The following is a 21,628-nucleotide window of genomic DNA, read 5'->3' as shown; positions in this document are numbered from 1 at the left end:
GCGTGATGCGCTGTGCCCGGCGGCGTGCGCGTGGCGGGCGGGGGCCTGCGGCGCGAGTATTTTTGGCAAGAAAAAGCGGGGTTTGAGCGTGGCCCGGAGGGGGCGCGAAATTTGAATCGACTCGGCAATACAAAATGTATACATTATGTATTCAGCAAGGAGAGTCACTTTGATCGCCGACAAGAAAACCCAGTGCCTGGAAGACCTGCGGATGCGTATCCTGACGCAGGAGATCGCGCCCGGCAGCGACCTCGACGAGGCGACGCTGTGCGAGCGTTACGCCATGTCCCGCACGCCGATGCGCGAGATCCTGCAGCGGCTGGGCGGTGAGGGATATGTGGACCTGACGCAGAACCGCGGCGCCAAGGTGGCGTCGATGGACCTGCCGGTGATGCGGACGTTCTTTCAGACCGCGCCGATGATCTATGCGAACGTGGCGCGGCTGGCTGCCGAGAACCGCAAGGCGGGCGAGATCGGGGCTTTGAAGGACATCCAGGAGCGGTTCCGCGCGGCGACGGAGGCGGGCGATGCGGCGGAGGCCGCGTTGCAGAACCACCGCTTTCACCTGTGCATCGGGGAGATGGCGCACAACCCTTACCTGTTGCCCAGCCTCAAGCGGATGCTGATCGACCATACGCGGCTGAGCCAGACCTTCTATCGCCCGGCCTCGGAGGACGAGGCGGCGCGAGTGGTGACGGCCTGCGCGCATCATGACGCGATGATCGAGGCCATCGAGCGGCAGGAGCCGGGGGTGATCGTCGAGTTGACCATCGCCCATTGGAACCTGTCGCGGGATCGGCTTGAGCGGTTCGTGAGCCCCGATCCGCTGCCGATCGATGTCTTGCCTATGAAGGATCGTGAAGATGCAGTTTGAGGGGATCTGGACGCCCATCGTGACGCCCTATCGTGAAGATTTCACGGTCGACGAAGGGGCGCTGGGCGGCGTCGTGGAGCAGTTGATCGCGGGCGGTGTGGCCGGGATCATCAGTGCCGGGACCACGGGGGAGTATTACGCGCAGACGTTTGAGGAGCGCGAATGGCTGGCCCGCAAGACGCATGAGCTCATCAAGGGGCGCGTGCCGCTGGTCGTGGGCACAGGTGCGCTGCGCACGGAAGACAGCATTGAGTTTGCGAAGATGGCCAAGGATGTGGGCGCGGATGCGATCCTGGTGGCGACGCCGCCTTATTCGGTGCCGACAGGGCGCGAGATTGCGTTGCATGCGCTGGCAATCGACCGGGCGGTGGATATGCCGGTGATGCTCTACAACTACCCGGGCCGGATGGGCGTGAACATGGACGAGGAGACCTTGGACCGCCTGGGCCGCTCGCCCAATTTCTGCGGCATCAAGGAGAGCAGCGGCGACATCAACCGGCTGCACCTGATCGCGCGGGATTATCCGCATCTGGGCCTTTTGTGCGGGATGGATGACCAGGCGCTTGAGTTTTTTGCCTGGGGGGCCAAGGGCTGGGTCTGTGCCGGGTCGAACTTTGCGCCCGAGGCGCATGTGGCGCTCTACCGGGCCTGCGTGGTGGAAGGGGATTTCACCAAGGGCCGGGCGATCATGTCGGCGATGATGCCGCTGATGCGGGTGCTGGAGCAGGGCGGCAAGTTCATCCAATGCATCAAGCATGGCGTGACGATGCGCGGCATTCCGGCGGGGCCGCCGAGGAAGCCGCTGTTGCCGCTGAACAAGGATGACAAACGGGCGCTGGAAGAGGTGATCCGCACGATGAACACGGCCATTGCCGCGATCGAAGGGGGCAAGAAATGAGCAAGCTTCTGACACGGGACGAGTATGGCGCGATTGCCGCCGAGATCGATCTGCCCAAGGCGCCTTTCGTGGATGGCAAGTTCCGCAAGGGATCGGGGCCGGTGATGGAGACGGTGAACCCGGCGACCGGGGATGTGCTGGCGAAGATATCGACCGCCAATGCGAAGGACGTGGATTTTGCGGTGGAGAAGGCGCGGGAGGCGTTCGAGCGCGGCGAGTGGGCGAAGGCGCATCCGGGCGCGCGGAAGGACGTGCTGATCCGGCTGTGCAAACTGATCGCGCGGCGGCGGCATGAATTCGCGGTGATGGAGAGCCTGGACAGCGGCAAGCCCATCCGCGACTGCGAGACGGTGGACATTCCCGAGGTCATCCACACGATCAAGTGGCACGCCGAGCTGATCGACAAGATCTATGACCAGGTGGGCCCGTCGGGCGACGATGCGCTGAGCCTGATCGTGCGCGAGCCGGTGGGCGTGGTCGCCTGCGTGCTGCCGTGGAATTTTCCGCTGTTGATGATGGCGTGGAAGATCGGGCCTGCCTTGGCGGCGGGCAATTCGGTGATCGTGAAGCCGGCCGAGCAGACCTCGCTCACGGCGTTGCGGCTGGCGGAGGTGGCGCATATGGCCGGCCTGCCGCGCGGTGTGTTGCAGGTGTTGCCGGGGGATGGGCCGTCGGTGGGCGAGCCCTTGGGGCTGCATATGGGCGTGGACATGGTGAGCTTTACCGGCTCGACCGAGACCGGCAAGCGGTTCCTGCGCTATGCTGCCGACAGCAACATGAAAAAGGTGACTTTGGAGTGTGGTGGGAAGAACCCCGCCGTGGTGCTGGAGGATGCCGAGAACCTAGATCACGTGGCCGAGCATGTGGTGAACGCGGCGTTCTGGAACATGGGTGAGAATTGTTCGGCGGCCAGCCGTGTGATCGTGCACAAGGCGGTCAAGGCGCCGTTGATGGAGCGGATCGTGGCACGGATGCGCGACTGGAAAACCGGCGATCCGCTGGATCCGGCGAACCATCTGGGCGCGCTGGTGGATAGCGAGCATTGCAAGAAGGTGGCCGGATACCTGAAGGGCAAGGCTGTGGCCGGGGGTGGCAAGCCCAAGGGCAATTTCATCGCGCCGACGGTCTATGAGGTGAAAAAGGACGACAAGCGGGCGAAGGAAGAGATTTTCGGTCCCATCCTGAGCGTGATCGAGGTGGCGAGCGAGGCGGAGGCGATCCAGCTGGCCAATGACACGGCCTACGGGCTGGCGGCGTCGGTCTTTACCTCGAACGTGCGGCGGGCGATCCGGGCGGCGCGGGAGATCCGGGCGGGGACCGTGACGGTGAACTGCTATGGTGAAGGAGACATCTCGACGCCCTTTGGCGGGTATAAGCAGTCGGGCTTTGGCGGGCGTGACAATGGTGTGCACGCGCATGACCAGTTCACCGAGGTGAAGACGATCTGGGTCGATCTGAGCGATCCGAAGGACGGAGACTTGGTGGGATGAGCCGAGTTGGGTTTCTTGGAGCCGGACATATCGCGGCACCGATGGCGCGGGCGCTGGCCCGGGCCGGGCATGACGTGACGGTGTCGCGGCGCGGCGAGGCGGTGTCGGCGGCGCTGGCCGAGAGTGGTCTGGGCATCGCGGTGGCGGAGAATGCGGAGGTCGTGGAGCGGAGCGAGATCGTCCTTCTGTGCCTGCGTCCGGCGGTGTGGGCCGACGTGGTGAAGGGCCTGCCGTTTCGCGCGGATCAGAAGATTGTATCGGTCATGGCGGGTGTGCCGATGGCCGAGATCGTGGCGGCCTGTGCGCCGGTGCGGGACGTGTCGGTGACGATCCCGTATGGGTTTATCGAGAACGGTGGCTGCCCCTTGCCGGTGGCGGGGGATCTGGGCGTCGTGCGGGCGCTCTTCGGGGCAAAGAACCCTGTGCTGCCGCAGGCGGACGAGGCGGCGCTGAACCACCATTTCGCGGCCTCGACGATGGTCGCCGCGGCGTTGGGGCTGCTGGAAGAAGGCACCGGATGGCTGGCGGACAAGACCGGGTCACCAGAGGCGGCGGAGATCTATGTCAGCAACCTTGTGACCGGGGTGCTGAACGGCCTTGGCCGAGACCGTGCGGGCGAGTTGCATGACGAGAAGAGGGCGCTGGCTACGCCCAATACCCTGAACCTGCAGATGGTCGAGGGGCTGGCGGCGCAGGGGGCCTTTGACGGGCTGCCCGGGATACTGGACGGAATATCAGACAGCATGGAGGACGACGCGTGACGGCAATTGCAGAAAAACCCGCGCGTCGAGGGCGCGGCACGCGGACCGCGTTGCGGGCCGTGCGGGACGTGAAGATGTTGCCCAGCCTGAAGCGGGGGCTGCCGCTGACCGAGCCGATGAGTGCGGAGGAGATCGAGCGCATCGATGCGGCGAGCATGGATATCCTCGAAAACGTGGGCGTGGTGTTCCGCGACGAGATCGCGATTGCGGACTGGAAGCGCGCGGGCGCGGAGGTGCGCGACGGCGACCGGGTGCATCTGGATCGCGGGCTGGTGCGGGAACTGATCAAGTCGATCCCCGAGACGTTCACTTATCACGCGCGGAACCCGGCGCATAATCTGCCCTTCGGGAAGGAGCATGCGATTTTCGTGCCGATGACCGGTGCGCCGTTCCTGCGCGATCTGGACGATGTGCGGCGGAACCCGACGCTGGACGACCTGGCGAATTTCCACAAACTGGCGCAGATGTCGCCGGCGCTGCATTCCAGTGCGCATCATATCGTGGAGCCGTATGACCATCCGATCAGCCAGCGGCATCTGCGGATCACCTATTCGTCGATGAAGCATTCGGACAAGACGTTCATGGGGATGACCACCAGCCCGAAGAACGCCGAGGACGTGATGGAGATGTGCGCGATCCTCTTCGGAGAGGATTTCCTCGAGGATCACCCGGTGGCGACGGGCAACTGCAACGGCAACTCGCCTTTGGTGTGGGATGAAACCATGCTGGGCGCGATGCGGGCGTTCTGCAAGCGCAACCAGCCGGTGCTGTGCAGCCCTTTCGTTCTGGGCGGGGCCAATACGCCGGCGTCTGTTGCGCCGGCAGTGGCGCAGCTGAACGCCGAGGCGCTGAGCGCGCTGGCTTATACTCAAGTGGTGCGCAAGGGGTGTCCGGCCATATACGGGCACTACCTGTCGACGGTCAGCATGAAATCGGGTGCGCCGATGGCGGGAACACCCGAGATCAGCCTGATGAACCTGATGATCGGCCAGATGGCGCGGTTCTACGGCGTGCCGTGGCGGTCCTCGGCCAGCCTGGGCGGGGCCAAGACGCTGGACGCGCAGGCGGGGTACGAGAGTGCCACGACCCTGATGGCGTTGCAGATGGCCGGGACCAATTACATGTGGCACGCGGCGGGCTGGAACGAAGCGGGGATGCATTGCTCGATGGCGAAGTTCGTGATCGATGCCGAGCAATGCGCGATGGCGTACCGGATGGCTGAAGGCATTCGCTGGGACGATTTCGACGAGGCGGTGGCGGCCGTGGGCGATATCGGACCCGGGGGGCATTACCTGGGTCATCCCCATACGCTAGCGAATTTCCAGCGGGCGTTTTTCATGCCGGATCTCTTTGACAACAACTCGATCGAGCAGTGGCAGGCCGAGGGCGCGGTGGAGGCGAATGCGCGGGCGCAGGCCTATGCGCGCAAAATGCTGAACGAGTATGAAGAGCCGAAGCTGGACGAGGGTGTGAACGAGGCGCTGCTGGCGTATATTTCCAAGCGGGAAAGTGAGATCCCGGCGGCGGATGCGCTGAACCAGGAGTATTGAGAACGCGCCGAGGCGCAAAGGAGTGACATATATGGGCAACCTGCCGTATCTGGACCTGAAAGACCCGGGATTTTCGACCCGGTCGCCCGAGGTTGTCGCGGCGCGGGAGGCCCATTGGTGCGCCGAGACGCCCTTTGGCCTGGCGGTGCTGCGGTATCGGCAGGTGGGCAAGATCCTGCGCGACCGGCGGTTCCGGCAGGGCAGTCACAACTGGCCCGAGACGGTCGGGATCGAGGGGCGGTTCGCGGATTTCTGGCGGGATTCGGTGATCGGGCGCGAGGGCGACGCGCATCAGAAATTGCGGGCACTGGCCGTGCCGGCGCTGAGCGAGGACTACGTGCTGTCGCTGGTGCCGGCCTTCGACGAGATCGCGCGGGATCTGTGCGCGGGCCTGAGTGAGAAGAGCGCCTGCGAGTTCCAGTCGGCATTTTGCGAGCCCTTTGCGGGGCAGGCGATCACAACGCTGCTGGGGATGGAACGTGAGGCGTGGCCTCTGGTGGCGCATAATGCCGCCGACCTGGGGCTGGCGATGGGGATCGAGGCGCCGAAGTACCAAGAACGGTTCAACGCGGCCTGCGAGGCGCTGTTCCAGCTGGCCGATCAGCTGGTGGTCAAGGTGCGGCGTGGCGAGGATAGCGAGAGTTACGTTGCGCGCATGGTGGCAGAGTTCGACCGCAACGGCGACTGCACGCACGAGGAGTTGCTGAACACCATCGTGATTTCGATTTTCGGCGGGGTGGATACGACGCGGGCCTTGCTGGGGCTTGGGTTGTCGCTGTTTATCGAGAACCCGGAGCAATGGCAGATGCTGCGCAAGGACGAGAGCCTGATCCCGAACGCGGTGGAAGAGTTCATCCGGGCGCGGCCGACAACGACGTGGTCCACCCGCGAGGCGGTTGAGGATGTCGAGATGGACGGAATGGTGATTCCGAAAGGCACGGTGCTGAACCTGCTGGTCCATGCCTCGGCGCGGGACCCGGAGATTTGTGAAGACCCGTCTTTCGACATCACGGTCAAGCGCAAGCGGCATTTCGGGTTCGGCGGTGGGGCGCATCACTGCATCGGGCATTTCGTGGCACGGACGGATACGGGTTGTGCGCTGGATGCGTTGCGTCAGACATTCCGTACGGTGGCGTATGACGGCACGCCGGAGTGGTTGCCGGACAGCGGGAATACAGGGGCACTGAGCCTGCCGGTGACATACGAGGTGGCCTGATGCGGTTCGAGGGACAGTGTGCACTGGTTACGGGGGCCGCCGGCGGCATCGGCGCCGCGCTGGTGCGGGCGCTGCGGGCCGAGGGCGCGCTTGTGGCGGTGAGCGACCGACAGAGCGGCGCGGTGGAGGCCGAGGCGCATCTGGATGGTGACCTGCTGGACGGGGCGTTTTGCGACGCGCTGCCGGGGCGGGCGGAGGCGGCGTTGGGCGGTCTGGACATGGTGTTCAACAATGCGGGCGTGATCACGCGTGGCGATATCACCACGGCGAGTGATGACGACTGGCACCTGACCATGGGCGTGAACGTGGAGGCGCCGTTTCGGATTTGCCGGGCGGCGATCCCGATCCTGGCCGCGCGGGGCGGCGGGGCGATCGTGAACACGTCTTCCTGTTGGGGTTTGCGGCCGGGGCCGAACCATCCGGTCTACGTGACGAGCAAGGCGGCGATTGCCAGCCTGACGCAATGCCTGGGCCGGGATCATGCGCATCAGGGTATCCGGGTGAACGCGGTCTGCCCCAACGAGGTGGACACACCGATGCTGCGCACGGGCTTTGCGGCACGCGGGCTGGACCCGGAGCAGGCGATCGAAGACCTGAACGCGAGCGTGCCTGTGGGGCATATCGCAAGCCCGGAAGAGATCGTGGACGTGATGCTGTTCCTGGCGTCGGACGCGGCGCGGTACATGTGTGGCTCGTTGGTCGAGGTTAACGGCGGGAAGGCCGTGATATGAGCCGGTTTGCTGGCAAGGTGGCGCTGGTCACTGGCGGATCGAGCGGCATGGGCGCGGCTACGGCAGCGATGCTGGCCGAGGGCGGTGCACGGGTGTTCTGTGCGCAGCGGGGTGCGTCGGGGCATGAGGATATCGCGGCGGATTTCAGCGACGAGGCAGTGCCCGAGCGGGTGATGGCGGAGGTCTCGGACAAGGCGGGCGCGCTCGATATCCTGGTGAACAATGCCGGGGTGATGCGCGAGGGCACGGTCGAGGAAACGTCGAAGGCGGATTGGGACATCCAGCTGCATATGAACCTGACAGTGCCGTTTCTGCTGATCCGTCATGGGATGGGGATGCTGCGCGCGGGCGGTGGCGCGATCGTCAATCTCGGCTCGGTCGAGGGGTTGGGATCGAACCCGCGGCATCCGGCCTATTGCGCGTCGAAGGCCGGGCTGCACGGGCTGACGCGCGCCGTGGCGGTGGACCACGGCAAGGATGGCGTGCGCTGCAACGCGGTGGCGCCGGGGTGGATCGATACGCCGCTGAACGAAGCGTTCATCGAGAGCATGCCGGACCCGGTGGCATTTCGCGCAGGGCTGGCCGGGATTCACCCGGTGCGGCGGACGGGCACGCCGGAGGACGTGGCGGCGCTGATCTGCTGGCTGGCGAGCGAGGAGGCGGGGTTCGTGACCGGGCAGGTCTGGACCGTGGACGGGGGTCGGATGGCCCAGTTGAGCCTGCCGTGAAGGTGCGCCGGATGCCTTGCGATCCCGGGGTGACCGGGTGGAACGCGATCCTGCCCGAGGCGCGCCCGGCGGTGCCGCTGGAAGAGGCGGTGACGGCGGATTGGCTGGTGATCGGCGGGGGATTTGCAGGGCTGGCGGCGGTGCGGCGGTTGAGCCAGTTGCACCCGGACGCGCGGATCGTGCTGCTGGAGGCCAGGCGGATCGGCGAGGGACCGGCGGGGCGCAACTCGGGCTTCATGATCGACCTGCCGCATGACTTGTCGTCAGAAGATTACGGCGGTGCGCTGGACAAGGATATCGCGCAGACGCGGATGAACCGGGCCGCGATAGACTTTGCCGGAAAGATGGCGGAGGCGTTCGGGCTGGGCGGGGAGGCGTTCGTGCGGTCGGGCAAGACCAACGCGGCGGCGAGTGCGAAAGGGCATCGGCACAACCTCGATTATGCCGCGCACCTGGAGGCGATGGGCGAGGCGCATGAATTGCTGGATGCCGGTGCGATGCGGGAGCTGACCGGATCGGACTATTACCGCAGCGGGCTTTACACGCCCGGGACGGCGATGATTCAGCCGGCGCTGTTCGTGCGGGGCGTGGCGAAGGGGCTGGCCAGCAACCGGGTGCGGATCTGCGAGGACAGCCCGGTGACCGAATTGCGGCGCGCGGGCGATTGGGTGGCCGTGACTCCGAAGGGCCGGGTGACGGCGCCGAAGGTGATTTTGGCCGTCAACGGACATGCAGAGAGTTTCGGGCAGTTCAAGGGACGGCTTTTGCATCTGTTTCTGTACGCGTCGATGACCCGTCCCCTGACCGAGGACGAGGCCGCGCGGCTGGGCGGGGCGGAGCGTTGGGGGCTGACACCCGCCGACCCGATGGGCAGCACGGTGCGCAAGATCAGCGGGACGGGGGGCACGCGGATCATCATGAGAAACCGGGTCACGTATGATCCGTCGCTGAGTATTTCCCAAGCGCGCGTCGCAAGGATGGGACGCTCGCATGACAAGGCGTTCGCAGCGCGGTTTCCACAGCTTGCCGGCGTCGACATGGAATATCGCTGGGGCGGGCGGCTGTGCCTGAGCTGGAACGGCGCTCCGGCGCTGGGCGAGGTCGAGGAGGGGCTGTTCTCGGCCTGTTGCCAGAACGGTCTGGGCACGGCGCGGGGCACGCTGCACGGGATGGCGATGGCGGAGCTGGCTTCGGGGATCGAGAGCGAGATCGTAGACCACGTCATGGCGCAGGGAACACCGTCGCGGCTGCCGCCGCTGCCCTTCACCTATGTCGGGGCGACTGCGACGATGAAGTGGGGAGAGTGGAAGGCGGGGGCGGAACTCTAGCCTGAGATTATTCGTACGAATAATCCTGGGGGAGAATTTTCGTACGAAAATTCTGGCGCCTAGTGGCGGGCGAGATCGTTGAGGATCGGGCAGTCGGGGCGATTGTCGCCGGCGCAGCACTCGATGAGGTGACCGAGCGTGTCGGCCATGGATTGCAGCTGGGCGATCTTGTCGTTGATCTGTGCAAGGTGTTGGCGGGCGATGGCCTTGACGTCGGCGCTGGCGCGGGTGTCGTCCTCGTAGAGCGCGAGCAGAGTTCGGCAATCCTCGATGGAAAAGCCCAGGGCGCGCGCGCGGCCCAGGAAGGCGAGCTTGTGCAGGTGGCTGTCGGTGAAGACGCGGTAGCCATTCGCGCCACGGTCGGGGGTGATCAGGCCGATCTCCTCGTAGTAGCGGATGGTCTTGGGGGGCAGGCCGGTCTTGTCGGCGATCTGCGAGATGTTCACTGTGGGGTCTCCGGAGTCAGGCTACGCAGGCGCAGCGCATTGGTCAGCACGAAGACGGAGCTGAGCGCCATGGCGCCGGCGGCGAGCATGGGCGACAGCAGCGTGCCGGTAACCGGGTAGAACGCACCGGCGGCGACGGGGATGAGCGCCGCGTTGTAGGCGAAGGCCCAGAAGAGGTTCTGGCGGATGTTGCGCAGCGTGCGGCGCGAGACATGCAGTGCGGTCAGCACGCCAGTGGGATTACCGGAGACCAGCACTACGTCGGCGCTTTCGATGGCCACGTCCGTGCCGGTGCCCATGGCGATGCCGATATCGGCCTGCGCGAGGGCGGGCGCGTCGTTGATGCCGTCGCCGACGAAGGCTGTGGCGCCGTGGGTGTCTTGCAGGCGGGCGATGGTGTCTCGCTTGTCGCCGGGCAGAACCTCGGCCTCGACATGGTCGATGCCGAGGGCGGCGGCGACGGCCTGGGCCGTTGCGGCGGTGTCGCCGGTGACGAGGGCGGTTTGCAGGCCGCTTTCGTGCAGGGCGCGGATGGTGTCGCGGGCCGCAGGCTTGATCGGGTCGGAGACGGCGAGAAGGGCCGCCAGACGTCCGTCGATGGCGGCAAAGATCGGGGTTTCCCCGTTGGCGGTCAGTTGCGCCAGCGTGTCGGCGAAGGGGGCGATGTCGATGGCATGGTCACGCATCAGCCGGGCGGTTCCGGCCAGCAGGTCCTGGCCTTTGACGGTTGCCGAAAGGCCGTGGCCGGGAATGGCCCGGAACTCGGTGACGCGGGGCAGGGTGAGGCCTTCGTCAAGCGCCGCGGTCTCGATGGCGCGGGCGATGGGGTGCTCGGACCGCGCCTCGGCGGCGGCGATGGCGGCGAGAGTGTCCGCACGGTCGACGCCGGGGGCCAGGTGCAGCGTGGTGAGGGTGGGGCGGCCCATGGTGAGGGTGCCGGTCTTGTCGAAGGCGACCACGCGGACTTCGGCCAGCGACTGGAGCGCGTCGCCCTTGCGGAAAAGAACGCCGAGTTCGGCGGCGCGGCCGGTGCCGACCATGATCGAGGTGGGCGTGGCCAGCCCCATGGCGCAGGGGCAGGCGATGATCAGCACCGAGACACCGGCCACGAGGGCGAGGCCGAGGGCGGGGCTGGGGCCGAAGGCGAGCCATGCGAGGACGGTCAGCACCGCGAGGGTGATGACCACGGGCACGAAGACGCGCACCACCTTGTCGGCGAGGGCCTGGATCGGCAGCTTGGCGCCCTGCGCCTCCTGCACCATGGCGACGATGCGGGCGAGCATCGTGTCGCGACCGATGCCAGTGGCGGTCATGGTGAGTGCGCCGTCGCCGTTGATGGTGCCGGCGATGAGGATATCGCCGGAGGATTTGGAGACGGGCAGGGGCTCGCCCGAGATCATGGATTCGTCCACGTGGGACGTGCCGTCGGTGACGGTGCCATCGACGGGGATGCGTTCGCCGGGGCGCAGTTGGAGCGTGTCCCCGACGCCCACCTGCGCGACAGGGATGTCCTCTGCCGCACCCTTGCGGATCACGCGGGCGGTGTCGGGTTGTAGGCCGATCAGGCGGCGGATGGCGGCGCCGGTCCGGCCGCGGGCGCGGGCCTCCATCCAGCGGCCCAGGAGAATGAGGGTGACGATGACCGCTGCGGCCTCGAAATAGACGGCGGCGGTGCCGGGGGGCAGGACGCCGGGGGCGAAAAGGGCCACCGTCGAGTACCCCCAGGCGGCCAGGGTGCCGAGGGCGACGAGGGTGTTCATGTCGGGCGCGCCGCGCAGGAGCGCGGGCAGGCCTAGGGTGAAGAACTGCCGGCCGGGAAAGGCGAGGACCAGCGTGGTGAGGATGAATTGCAGGGTCCAGAGCGTCGTCTGGCCGATCAGGGCGTGCAGCCAGTGGTGGAATGCGGGGATGAGATGGCCGCCCATTTCGGTCACGAAGACGGGTAGGGTCAGTGAACCTGCGATCAGCGTCATGCGGCGGGCATGGGTGATCTCTTCGGCACGTCGCGAGGCGGCGGGATCGGGGGTGTCCTCTTCGGCGGGGCGTATTGGATAGCCGGCCTGAGTGACGACGCGGGCCAGGTCGGCGGGGGTGGTGGTGCCGGAAAGGTAGGTGACCTGTGCCGTCCGGGTGGCGAGGTTGACGGTGGCGGTCAGGACACCGGGCGTGGCGGTCAGGCTGTCCTCGACCCGACCCACGCAGGAGGCGCAGTGCATCCCGTCGATCGCGAGGGTCGTTTGCGCGGTGCGGGCGGGGTAGCCGGCAGCGGTAAGCGCGTCGGTGATTCGGTCCAGGGGCGTGCCGTTCACCTCGACCCGCGCGGTGCCGGTGGCGAAGTTCACGGATGCGCGGCCCAGGCCGGGCAGCGCGCCGAGGGCGCGTTCGGCGCGGCCCGCGCAGCCGGCGCAGGACATGCCGTCAAGTTCGAGGTTCAGCGTTGTCATGCGGCAGAGATAAGGGTTCCAGTGACTGGAAGGTCAAGGGGGTTTCGGGAAATACACGGGGGTCGCGTGGGTTTTCACCCACCCTACAGGCTGGCGGAGCGTCTGTGCGCGTGGCGCGGTGGGGTGGAACCCCACCCTACGCGTTGGTGAAACGTCTGTGCGCGCGGCGCGGCGGGGTTGAACCTCATCCTGCGGGCTGGCGGTTATTTCCGGGAGCGCAGTTTGAAGACGCCGGTCGCCTCGGCGATGAGGGTGCCTGTGTCGTCGCGCACCTCGCCTTTGGCGAAGAAGGTGGAGCGGCCGCCGCCCGTGACATGCGCTTCGCAGATGAGCCGCGTGCCGGTGGCCCGGGCGAGGTAATTCACGGTCATCGACAGCGTGAGAGCGTTCTGCTTCACTTCGGGGTCGCCGGTGTAGCATCCGCAATAGCCCATCGCGGTGTCTAGAAGGGCGGCGTAGACGCCCCCATGGGGCAGGCCTTGGCGGTTTGTCATGTTGTGCGAGATCGGGGCCTCGACGCGGGCGTGCCCCTCGGCCCACTCGGTCAGCCGAAAGCCGAAGGTCTGGGACAGCGGAGAGGGCGTCTCGAAAGCGGTTGGATCTGTGGTCTGTGTCATCCTGTTGCTGCTTTCAGGCCCGAGCGGGCGAAGAAGGGAACGTAGGCGCCCAGTTTCAGGGCGCGGTCGGGGTCGGAGGCGTTGCCGTCGAGAGCGCGTTTCTTGACGCCCTGAAGGATGGCGGCCATGCGGAAATAGGTGAAGGCGAGGTAGAAGTGGAAATCCTCGATACCCGGAATGCCGCGGCGGTCGCAATAGGTGTCGATGAACTGTTGGTCGGACCAGAGGCCGTGGGCGGCGCGGTCGATCCCGTCGAGCCCGCGCCCTTCGGTGGTGGCGGGCATGGACCATTGCATGATGACTGCCGCGAGATCGGCATAGGGGTGGCCGGTGGTTGACAGCTCCCAGTCGAGCACGGCGGCGACGCGCGGTGCGTCCGGCGCGAAGAGCAGGTTGTCGAGGCGGTAGTCGCCGTGGACGAGCGTGCGCTGGCCGTCATCGGGGGGCATGTTGGCGAAAAGCCAGTCGATGAGGGCATCCATCTCGGCCATGTCCTCGGTCGCGGTGGCGCGGTATTGCTTGGTCCAGCGTTCGGTCTGGCGTTTGCAATAGTGGCCGGGGGGGCCGTAATCGGCGAGGCCGGTGGCGTCGAGATCGACGGAATGGATGGCCACGAGTGTGCGGTTCATGGCGTCGATGAGGGGGCCACGGTCTTCGGGCGCGACCTCGGGCAGGGACGGCTGGTCGAAATTGCGGCCTTCGACATGGTCCATGACGTAGAAGGCCGAGCCGATCACGCTGTCATCTTCGCAGAGCGCGTGCATTTTCGGCACCGGCACGCCGGTGTCCGCCAGTGCCTTTTGCACGCGGTATTCGCGGTCGACGGCATGGGCGGATTTGAGCAGCACGCCGGGGGGTTTGCGGCGCAGGACGAAACGGCCTGCGGGCGTGTCGAGACGGTAGGTGGGGTTGGATTGACCGCCGGAGAACTTGGTGGCGGTGATCGGGCCTTCGAGCGCGGGCAGGTGGGTCTTGGCCCACGCCTCCAGCGCCGCAGTGTCCAGCGATAGGCTCACGCGCCGTCCTCGCGTAGGTCGGGGTGGACGTAATCGGAGAACTGCTCGCGCAGGGTCAGCTTGGAGACCTTGGCGGTTGCCGTCAGTGGCAGGGCATCTGTGAAGAGGATGTCGTCGGGCATCTGCCATTTGGCGAAATGAGGTTCGAGATGGGCGTGGATGTCCGCGAGAGTGGGCTTTTCGTCACCGGCCGGGACCACGACCAGAACCGGGCGCTCGTCCCACTTGGGGTGGGGGACAGCGATGACGGCGCAGGTGTCGATCAGGGGATGCGAGATGGCGGCGTTTTCGAGGTCGATGGAACTGATCCATTCGCCACCTGATTTCACCAGGTCCTTGGCGCGGTCGCGCACGATGAGGCGGCCATTTTCGTCGACGGTGGCGACGTCGCCGGTGGCGAACCAGCCTTCGGCGTCCATTGCGGCGGCGGTGGCGTCGTCGTTCTGGTAGTAGCCGGAGATGACGGTGCTGCCGCGAACGAAGAGCTCTCCGGGGGTTTCGCCGTCGTGGGGCACGAGGGTGCCGTCATCGTCCTTGAGCTTGAACTCGACACCGAAAAGGCGGCGGCCCGCGCCAACCTTGGCGTCGATGCGTTCGTCGAGGGGCGCGTCGGCAAGGCGGCTAGGCAGGATGCCGCGGGTGCCGATGGGGCTCATCTCGGTCATGCCCCAGGCCTGGTTGACGTTGACGCCCATCTCCTCGAAGGCGGCGATCATCGAGCGGGGGGCGGCGGAGCCACCGACGACGAGGTCCTTGAAGCCGTTGGGTGGCGTGCCGCGCTTGGCGATTTCCTGTTGCAGGCCGGCCCAGACGGTGGGTACTCCCCAGGCCGAGAAAACCTGTTCGGCATTCATCAGGTCATAGAGGCTGGCGCCGTCGAGGTGACGCCCCGGCATGACCATGGTCATGCCTGCCAGCGGTGCGGTATAGGGCATGCCCCAGGCGTTGACGTGAAAGAGCGGGACCACGGGCAGAACGCGGGCGCCGTGGCGCAGGCTTTGCGGGTGCCCGGCGATGACCAGAAGCGCGTGCAGCACGGTGGAGCGGTGCGAATAGAGCGCGCCCTTGGGGTTGCCGGTGGTGCCGGAGGTGTAGCATAGGCCGGCGGCGGTGTCTTCGGGGAAGCTGGGCCAGTCGTAGGTGGTTGGCTGGTCGGCCAGCAGGTCCTCATAGGCCAGGGCGCCGTCTGGGGCGTCGGACATGTGGTCTGCATCGGTCAGGACGATGACGCGGCAGCCGTTGGGCAGGGTGACGTTCTCCAGAAGGGTTACGAGGCTGATATCGACGCAGATCGCGCTGTCCTGCGCATGGTCGAGGATATACTGCATCTGCTCGGGCGGCAGGCGGGGATTGATCGTGTGGCAGACGCCGCCGATGCCGGCGATGGCGTAGTACAGCTCGAAATGGCGGTAGCCGTTCCACGCAAGCGTGGCGATGCGGTCGCCGGTTTTCAGGCCGAGGGCGTCGAGGGCGTGGGCTAGCTGGCCGACACGGGCCAGCGTTTCGGGGTAGGTGGTGCGGTGAATGTCGCCCTCGTCGCGGACCGAGACCAGCCCCTGTTCGGGAAAGGCCTCGGCGGCGTAGGTCAGGATGTCGATGATCCTGAGCGGGCGGTGCTGCATCTGGCCGAGCATGGCGCGGGTCCCCCTGAGCGGAATGGCGGGATCAATTGGTGGCACGAATGGGCCGGGGGTTCAATCGGGTCGGCGCTAGGCTTGACGAGCCGCGCCAAACGCCGCAAGAGCGGGGCACACCACGAGGAGAGCCTGCCATGCCGTTCGACCGTTCCGTCAAGATCGCGCCATCCATCCTGTCTGCCGATTTCGCCAATTTCGGGGCCGAGATCCGGGCCATTGAGGATCAGGGTGCGGACTGGGTGCATGTGGACGTGATGGACGGGCATTTCGTGCCGAACCTGACCTTCGGCCCCCCGGCGGTGAAGGCGTTCCGGCCGCATGTGACCACCTTCATGGACGTGCACCTGATGATTTCCCCGGTGGATGCGTATATCGAGGCCTATGCCGAGGCGGGCGCGGACATGATCAGCGCCCATGTCGAGGCCGGCCCGCATATTCACCGCACCTTGCAGGCCATTCGCGGGGCGGGATGCAAGGCGGGGGTCTGCGTCAATCCGGGCACCCCGCTGGAGGCCATCGAGTACGTGCTGGACATGGTGGACATGGTGGTGCTGATGACGGTGAACCCCGGCTTTGGCGGGCAGAAGTTTATCACGTCGGGCGTCGAGAAGACGCGCCGGCTGCGCCGGATGATCGGGGATCGCGAGGTGCATATCCAGATCGACGGCGGCGTGACTCCCGAGACCGCACCGCTGGTGGTGGAGGCGGGGGCCGATGTGCTGGTGGCCGGATCGGCGGTGTTCAAGGGCGGATCGGTGGAAGCGCCGGAGGTCTACGGGCAGAACATGGCGGCGATCCGGGCGGCGGCGGGCGGCTGAAGCGAAGCCGCCCGTGTTCAGGGCGCTCTCAGATGGCTGAGCGGACGGCGTTGCGCAGCTCGTCGTGCATCACCCAGACCGACGCGGTTTCGGCCTCGCCTTCAATCTGGTAGCCCAGAACTTCGCGCGCATCCCTGGGATCGTTTGCCGCGCCTGACCGGGGATCCAAGCCGAGGAAATCGCCGACAAGAGAGCCCGCTCTTTTCAGAGCTTTCATGGCCGTGTCCTCGGACTTGTATCCCGACGCCCTGGTCAAGGCGGCCAGGGTCATTCCGTCGTCACCGGCAACGGCATGGGCCTTGAGCATTGCCAGTTGGGCGTCCGTCAATTTCATCTGCCGGAGCGCCTCGACGAACTCTTCCTTGCTGGGGATCGCGGTGTCGGACCGTTCGTCCCAGCGGCGCGCTTCGGTGCGATTGGCGCTGCGGGCCCGCAGGTTTTCCTTCAATGTCTCGATTGCGTCGGCCTCGGACGTGCCGGACGCTTCGGCGATCAGCCCTTGGCTCTTGGAGCCGGTGGCGGGAAAGGCACGCGCGATGAAATCGCCGTTCAACCGGCCAGCGCGGATGAGGTAATTGCCGAACGCATCCTCGACGATTGTCGCGGCATCTACTGCCTTGATCGCGGTTCCAGCGGCGCTGGGTTTCTTCTTGGCTTTGCTTTTCGACATGTAGATATCCATGGTTGCGGTTCGTTTCATCAGGCGAAAACGGCTCGGGCCAGTATCCAGGTTGTCCACAGCGCCAGAACGACAAGCAAAACCCATTTCAAGTTGACAACATTGCGCCTGTTTCGACCGAGTTTGAGGCTGCTGCCCAACCGGTCGTTCAGTGGGCTTTGTGTCTTTCTCTCGAAATCAACGGTGGCTTTTTTCCGGGTCATGAGTTTGCCGGTACGGCCCGCATTGACGCCAAGGCGCGAAACGACAGCGGACGACGTCCGTCGCGCCGGGCGCCATGGGTCGGTGCACGATTGCGAAACGCCACTGTCAGAACTCCTTGATGCCCCTGGAAATGCGCCAGTCGCAGCTGCATGTCGGCAGACGTGCCGGGCTTAGCTTTCGGTGGATTCGGTCTGCGCCGCGCGGCTTTGGGACCCAGTTGCGGGCTTGGTCGGCGCACTGCGCATGCCGAACTTGCGGAATGGCAATTTCTTGGCTGGCTCGCTCAGGAATTCCTTGAGGTCCAGTTGTTTCTTCGGTGTCGAATAGCCCATTTTTTCTACTTTCATTTGAATGCGTTGCAGCGGCCCGGGTTCGCGTGGGAACCAGGGCTGCCGTACTTGGTCTTCGCGGCGCATTGTACGACGCGGTCTTTCGAATTTCCTGACAACGATCCCTGCACGACACGTGCCTTGGGCCGCATTTTTCGGCCCGGTCGAGTCGTTCATGTCCAAACCCGCAGCCGGCCCGTGTCAGACCCGGAGATTTGCTCCGGCTGCGGTTTATTCACCGCGCCCGGCCATGACGTGCGTCTGCCGGAAGCGGTGCTGGCACGATCAGGCGACGCGCGACCGCGGGCGATCCTTTACCGGGAGAGCCCTGCGTCGCGTGCTTCTCGGGCCAGCTTGAGCTTGGCGCTCTTTTGCACCCGCTCATTGGCCTCGGCGTCCAGGATCTCTCTGGCCGCCGCTGTGGTCTTGTCCAGCTTTGTGGCAGGCGCGGCCGGGGCGTCCTTGAAGACGCTGGAGGGCGTCAGGTGACGCCCGCCATTGCCGGTCTGCGGTGGGACCTCTTTGAAGACGTCCTCGAGCGAAAAGCTCACGCGAGTTCCAGCGCGCTTGCGGACTCGCGCCCGTCGCGACCGGACTCGGTCTCGAACTTGACCTTCTGGCCGTCGTCGAGGCCGCTGATGCCAGCGCGCTCAAGCTCGGAGATGTGTACGAACACATCCTTGCCGCCGCTCTCTGGCTGAATGAATCCGAAACCTTTGGTTGAGTTGAACCATTTCACGGTGCCATTGGCCATATCCGTGTACTCCTGTTTTTGGTGCTGCCCACAGGATGCGGCAGCCCGGCATAGTCAGACTGAATCGATCAACTGAGAGCCGGGTAAACGGAAGCAGCGGTTCGAGAGAACAACATAAGCAATTAAGAGATAGGCGTTCGGCAGGCACAATACAAGCTGCATTGGTATATACGGGTGTTCTATTTCCCGGCCGCGGACAGAACTCGGTTGATTGATATCGGTGGTTGGCCAAGACGGTTTGCGTTTGGAATGACACATGCCCGGATCGCGTGAAAGTCCGGCAGGGGGGCGGGGCCGTCCTTTGCTAGCGATTTGGAGAACCGCCCAACAAAAAAGCCCCGCCAAACGGCAGGGCCTTCGTCTTGTGCGATACGCAGGGGCGATCAGGCGTTGGCGGCCTGGGCCTTTGCAATCTCTTTCTTGACCTTCAGCACGCGGTCCGAAAGCTCGGTGTCTTTGGCCTTGGCCAGGAAACGGTCAAGCCCGCCGCGGTGGTCGACGCTGCGCAGGGCAGCGGCGGTGATGCGCAGCTTGATGCCGCGACCCAGCGTTTCGGATTGCAGGGTCACGTCGTTCAGGTTGGGCAGGTAGCGACGCTTGGTCTTGTTGTTGGCGTGGCTGGAGTTGTTGCCAACCATCGGGCCTTTTCCGGTCAGTTCGCAGCGGCGCGACATGGGTTCATCCTCGTTTTTGTCGGGCCGCTTGGGCGGTCCCTCTCAATACAAACGGGCACCGCCATAGGCAGCGCCCTGAATTCCGTTGCGCGTCTTTACGGCCAAAGCCATCGCCCGTCAAGGGATTCGGGCCGGGTTTTTGACAGTACGGCGTCAGCCCTTATCGCGCCCGTGCGGTGCCGTGAGGTCAAGGTCGGGACCGATGGGGATGATGCGGTGCGGGTTAATCATATCATGGCTGTAATGATAGTGGCGCGTGATGTGATCGAAGTTCACGGTCTGCGCAACCTCTGGCCACTGATAAAGCTCCCGCAGGTAGCCCCACAGGTTGGGATAATCGACGATCCGGGCGCGGTTGCACTTGAAGTGCCCGTGATAGACCTTGTCGAAGCGGATCAGCGTGGTGAACAGACGCCAGTCGGCCTCGGTCAGCTGCGCACCGGCAAGGTACCTACGCTCTGACAGGAGGCCCTCCAGCCAGTCCAGCGTCTCGAACAGCGGAATGACCGCGTCTTCGTAGGCGTCCTGGGTCGTCGCGAAGCCCGCCTTGTAGACGCCGTTGTTGACGGTGTGGTAGACGCGCTCGTTGATATCCTCGATCTCGTCCCGCAATTCCTTTGGGTAATAGTCGTCGTCATTGCCGGTGATGTCGTTGAAGGCCGAATTGAACATGCGGATGATCTCGGCGCTTTCGTTCGAGACGATCGTCTCGCGCTGCATGTCCCACAGGATCGGCACGGTCACGTGGCCGGTCGTGTCGGGATCGGCGCGAATGTAGAGATCGCGCGCGAATGGCAGGCCGAAGAGCTTGTCGCCCGTGGCCCCCGGGAAATCGGTGTCGAACGTCCAGCCATCGGAGAGCATGTCGGGATGCACGACCGACACGTCGATCAGGTCGGTGAGACCCTTCAGGCGACGGAAGACGAGCGCGCGGTGCGCCCAGGGACAGGCAAGCGAGACATAGAGGTGGTATCGCCCAGCTTCAGCCTTGAATCCGCCCTCGCCGCTTGGCCCGGCACTGCCGTCGGTGGTGATCCAGTTGCGGAATTTCGACGTCTCCCGCTTGAATTTGCCGCCATGCTTTTTCGTGTCGTACCAGCCGGTATGCCATGTGCCGTCGATCAACTCGCCCATCGGAGCCTCCTTTTCCTGTCCCCCAACACTTAACCGCGCCAATGGTTTCGGGCAGGGCAGATCCCCGCGCAGAGACTGTGCAGCGGCACACAGGGCGACGATTGCGCGCGCGCCCTCGCCTTGATGGCGTCTGTTGACACGGACCCGTGCTGCTGGTGACGCTCGTGGTCGAATGGCGGTTGCCGAAGCCGGGCGTGTCGTGGAACGTGGACCGGGACATGAAAACGATTGGGGGTGTCGCTGTTTGCGCCCTGGCGCGCTTGCGCGTGGCCTGCCATGCTGAAAAGGAGCGAAAGATGAACGAGATCCTGCTGGAGTTCGCCGGACGGCAGGCGGATGCCGGGGCGACCCAATTGCCCGAGACGTACCGGCAGCTTGCGGTCAACGCGGCGTTCCACCTGAAGACCCGGACCGCCGGCAGCGCGGTTTCATCGCAGGTGCAGGACGTTTCGGAGTTCCGGCTGAACCTGAAGAAGGGCCGGATCGTGTTCGTGCCCGCCGAGGGGCCGGAGATCGCGGCAGAGGCGCAGGTCATCGGCACCTATTCCGACGATGGCAGCTGGATGTGGGCCTGGGGGCATCCCGACGTGCCGGTAGAGATGCAGCAGGCCGCCTGGGCCGTACAGCAATTCGGAGAGCGCCAGGAGATCGAGGAACTGCTGAGCCGTGGGGGTGCCATAGATGCCGCGCGGCTGGCGGAGTTCCAGGCGATCTGTGCCTATATTTCGGATGCCGATGGCGTGTTCATGGGCCCGCACGGCGCCGGGGGGCAGGTGGCGGTCTGCTACTATCTCGGCGATCAGCTCAGGGGGCTTCTGGGCGGGTGACGCGCCGCAAGTGCATTGCGGCAATGCGGCGAAAATTTTACGTGACTGTCATGGTTTAGCCTTACATTCTGGCGGGACGATTCTCTGCAAAGGTGCTGGCCATGACAACTTTTCTTTCCCCGGAAGTTCTTGCGGGTCTCGAAGAGGCGCGGATGCGCGGCTGGCAAAAGAGCAATCGGCTGCGGGTCGAGGCCGGACCGCAATCGCACGCGGTCCTGCGCGCCTGGGATAACGGGTTTGCCCTGCCAGCCGGGGCCGCGCCGCATCTGCGGGGGTTGGTGGACCTCTATGACGGTGCGCGTCACCTCAAGCGATGTCTGATCGTGGCCTCCGAGGATGACGGTCAAGAGATCCGATTTGAGCTGAAGGTTGTCAACGAGGCCTCGGGCGAACAGCCCGTGGATTTCGAACGTCCCGATGACGCGCCGGTGGCGCTGATCGGCGACGCCTGACTGCAGCTTTCATCGTTTCGG

General features: G+C 65.3%; 23 protein-coding genes. 12 read left to right on the top strand and 11 right to left on the bottom strand.

Annotated features, from left to right (window positions below; all coding sequences use genetic code 11):
• Nucleotides 1-169 precede the first annotated feature (169 nt).
• The 9 genes from ACQY4V_RS14545 to ACQY4V_RS14505 all read left to right on the top strand — a co-directional run bounded on the left by ACQY4V_RS14545 (nt 170) and on the right by ACQY4V_RS14505 (nt 9,576).
• Nucleotides 170-874, top strand: a complete 705-nt coding sequence (locus ACQY4V_RS14545) for a GntR family transcriptional regulator (protein WP_428512836.1) — start codon at nt 170-172, stop codon at nt 872-874.
• Nucleotides 864-1,772: a 4-hydroxy-tetrahydrodipicolinate synthase gene (gene dapA, locus ACQY4V_RS14540; protein WP_428512834.1), complete on the top strand. Its 909-nt coding sequence runs from the start codon at nt 864-866 to the stop codon at nt 1,770-1,772. The genes ACQY4V_RS14545 and dapA overlap by 11 nt, the downstream gene beginning before the upstream one ends.
• Entirely contained in the window at nt 1,769-3,262 is a 1,494-nt protein-coding gene (locus tag ACQY4V_RS14535) for an aldehyde dehydrogenase (protein WP_428512832.1), read from the top strand. Before dapA ends, ACQY4V_RS14535 begins: the two co-directional genes overlap by 4 nt.
• The gene (locus ACQY4V_RS14530) at nt 3,259-4,023 is read left to right on the top strand and encodes an NAD(P)-binding domain-containing protein (RefSeq protein WP_428512830.1); all 765 of its coding nucleotides are present in this window, start codon (nt 3,259-3,261) and stop codon (nt 4,021-4,023) included. The genes ACQY4V_RS14535 and ACQY4V_RS14530 overlap by 4 nt, the downstream gene beginning before the upstream one ends.
• A 74-nt stretch (nt 4,024-4,097) precedes the next feature.
• Entirely contained in the window at nt 4,098-5,573 is a 1,476-nt protein-coding gene (locus tag ACQY4V_RS14525; protein ID WP_428517257.1) for a trimethylamine methyltransferase family protein, read from the top strand.
• 31 nt (nt 5,574-5,604) lie between these two features.
• Complete coding sequence (locus ACQY4V_RS14520; RefSeq protein WP_428512828.1) at nt 5,605-6,789, top strand: cytochrome P450; 1,185 nt, start codon at nt 5,605-5,607, stop codon at nt 6,787-6,789.
• Nucleotides 6,789-7,520 carry an SDR family NAD(P)-dependent oxidoreductase gene (locus ACQY4V_RS14515; RefSeq protein ID WP_428512826.1) on the top strand — a complete coding sequence of 244 codons (732 nt, stop codon included), beginning with the start codon at nt 6,789-6,791 and terminating at the stop codon, nt 7,518-7,520. Before ACQY4V_RS14520 ends, ACQY4V_RS14515 begins: the two co-directional genes overlap by 1 nt.
• A complete protein-coding gene (locus tag ACQY4V_RS14510) occupies nt 7,517-8,248 on the top strand; it encodes an SDR family NAD(P)-dependent oxidoreductase (protein WP_428512824.1) in 732 nt (243 codons plus the stop codon). The genes ACQY4V_RS14515 and ACQY4V_RS14510 overlap by 4 nt, the downstream gene beginning before the upstream one ends.
• Before the next feature lie 11 nt (nt 8,249-8,259).
• The gene (locus ACQY4V_RS14505; RefSeq protein WP_428512822.1) at nt 8,260-9,576 is read left to right on the top strand and encodes an NAD(P)/FAD-dependent oxidoreductase; all 1,317 of its coding nucleotides are present in this window, start codon (nt 8,260-8,262) and stop codon (nt 9,574-9,576) included.
• Nucleotides 9,577-9,635: 59 nt separating this feature from the next.
• Here ACQY4V_RS14505 and cueR read toward each other — a convergent pair whose 3' ends face one another.
• The 5 genes from cueR to ACQY4V_RS14480 all read right to left on the bottom strand — a co-directional run bounded on the left by cueR (nt 9,636) and on the right by ACQY4V_RS14480 (nt 15,733).
• Nucleotides 9,636-10,022 carry a Cu(I)-responsive transcriptional regulator gene (cueR, locus tag ACQY4V_RS14500; protein ID WP_428512820.1) on the bottom strand — a complete coding sequence of 129 codons (387 nt, stop codon included), beginning with the start codon at nt 10,020-10,022 and terminating at the stop codon, nt 9,636-9,638.
• Nucleotides 10,019-12,466: a heavy metal translocating P-type ATPase gene (locus tag ACQY4V_RS14495; protein WP_428512818.1), complete on the bottom strand. Its 2,448-nt coding sequence runs from the start codon at nt 12,464-12,466 to the stop codon at nt 10,019-10,021. The genes cueR and ACQY4V_RS14495 overlap by 4 nt, the downstream gene beginning before the upstream one ends.
• Nucleotides 12,467-12,669: 203 nt before the next feature.
• Entirely contained in the window at nt 12,670-13,083 is a 414-nt protein-coding gene (locus ACQY4V_RS14490; RefSeq protein ID WP_428512816.1) for a PaaI family thioesterase, read from the bottom strand.
• Nucleotides 13,080-14,099, bottom strand: a complete 1,020-nt coding sequence (locus ACQY4V_RS14485; RefSeq protein WP_428512814.1) for a phosphotransferase family protein — start codon at nt 14,097-14,099, stop codon at nt 13,080-13,082. The genes ACQY4V_RS14490 and ACQY4V_RS14485 overlap by 4 nt, the downstream gene beginning before the upstream one ends.
• Nucleotides 14,096-15,733 carry a long-chain fatty acid--CoA ligase gene (locus ACQY4V_RS14480; RefSeq protein WP_428512812.1) on the bottom strand — a complete coding sequence of 546 codons (1,638 nt, stop codon included), beginning with the start codon at nt 15,731-15,733 and terminating at the stop codon, nt 14,096-14,098. Before ACQY4V_RS14480 ends, ACQY4V_RS14485 begins: the two co-directional genes overlap by 4 nt.
• A gap of 137 nt (nt 15,734-15,870) precedes the next feature.
• Between ACQY4V_RS14480 and rpe the strand changes: the two genes are divergently transcribed.
• Entirely contained in the window at nt 15,871-16,554 is a 684-nt protein-coding gene (gene rpe / locus ACQY4V_RS14475) for a ribulose-phosphate 3-epimerase (RefSeq protein WP_428512810.1), read from the top strand.
• A gap of 28 nt (nt 16,555-16,582) precedes the next feature.
• Here the strand turns inward: rpe and ACQY4V_RS14470 are convergent, their stop codons facing one another.
• The 6 genes from ACQY4V_RS14470 to ACQY4V_RS14445 all read right to left on the bottom strand — a co-directional run bounded on the left by ACQY4V_RS14470 (nt 16,583) and on the right by ACQY4V_RS14445 (nt 20,328).
• The gene (locus tag ACQY4V_RS14470) at nt 16,583-17,224 is read right to left on the bottom strand and encodes a hypothetical protein (RefSeq protein WP_428512808.1); all 642 of its coding nucleotides are present in this window, start codon (nt 17,222-17,224) and stop codon (nt 16,583-16,585) included.
• A 383-nt stretch (nt 17,225-17,607) separates the two neighbouring features.
• A complete protein-coding gene (locus ACQY4V_RS14465) occupies nt 17,608-17,853 on the bottom strand; it encodes a hypothetical protein (protein ID WP_057791077.1) in 246 nt (81 codons plus the stop codon).
• A gap of 227 nt (nt 17,854-18,080) precedes the next feature.
• The gene (locus tag ACQY4V_RS14460; protein ID WP_428512806.1) at nt 18,081-18,317 is read right to left on the bottom strand and encodes a hypothetical protein; all 237 of its coding nucleotides are present in this window, start codon (nt 18,315-18,317) and stop codon (nt 18,081-18,083) included.
• Complete coding sequence (locus ACQY4V_RS14455; RefSeq protein WP_428512804.1) at nt 18,314-18,520, bottom strand: cold-shock protein; 207 nt, start codon at nt 18,518-18,520, stop codon at nt 18,314-18,316. Before ACQY4V_RS14455 ends, ACQY4V_RS14460 begins: the two co-directional genes overlap by 4 nt.
• Before the next feature lie 383 nt (nt 18,521-18,903).
• Nucleotides 18,904-19,194 carry a 50S ribosomal protein L28 gene (rpmB, locus tag ACQY4V_RS14450; RefSeq protein WP_057791083.1) on the bottom strand — a complete coding sequence of 97 codons (291 nt, stop codon included), beginning with the start codon at nt 19,192-19,194 and terminating at the stop codon, nt 18,904-18,906.
• A 153-nt stretch (nt 19,195-19,347) separates the two neighbouring features.
• Nucleotides 19,348-20,328, bottom strand: a complete 981-nt coding sequence (locus ACQY4V_RS14445) for a glutathione S-transferase family protein (RefSeq protein WP_428512802.1) — start codon at nt 20,326-20,328, stop codon at nt 19,348-19,350.
• Nucleotides 20,329-20,624: 296 nt separating this feature from the next.
• On the opposite strand from ACQY4V_RS14445, the gene ACQY4V_RS14440 reads away from it, so the two are divergent.
• A complete protein-coding gene (locus tag ACQY4V_RS14440) occupies nt 20,625-21,155 on the top strand; it encodes a DUF6882 domain-containing protein (protein ID WP_428512800.1) in 531 nt (176 codons plus the stop codon).
• A 101-nt stretch (nt 21,156-21,256) separates the two neighbouring features.
• The gene (locus ACQY4V_RS14435) at nt 21,257-21,607 is read left to right on the top strand and encodes a hypothetical protein (protein ID WP_428512798.1); all 351 of its coding nucleotides are present in this window, start codon (nt 21,257-21,259) and stop codon (nt 21,605-21,607) included.
• Nucleotides 21,608-21,628: the final 21 nt, after the last annotated feature.

The organism is Roseovarius sp., from assembly GCF_965277045.1.
In the GTDB taxonomy this organism is placed as follows: domain Bacteria; phylum Pseudomonadota; class Alphaproteobacteria; order Rhodobacterales; family Rhodobacteraceae; genus Roseovarius.
The sequence above is the reverse complement of the archived record's forward strand: the minus strand, read 5'-3'. Positions and strand labels throughout refer to the sequence as shown.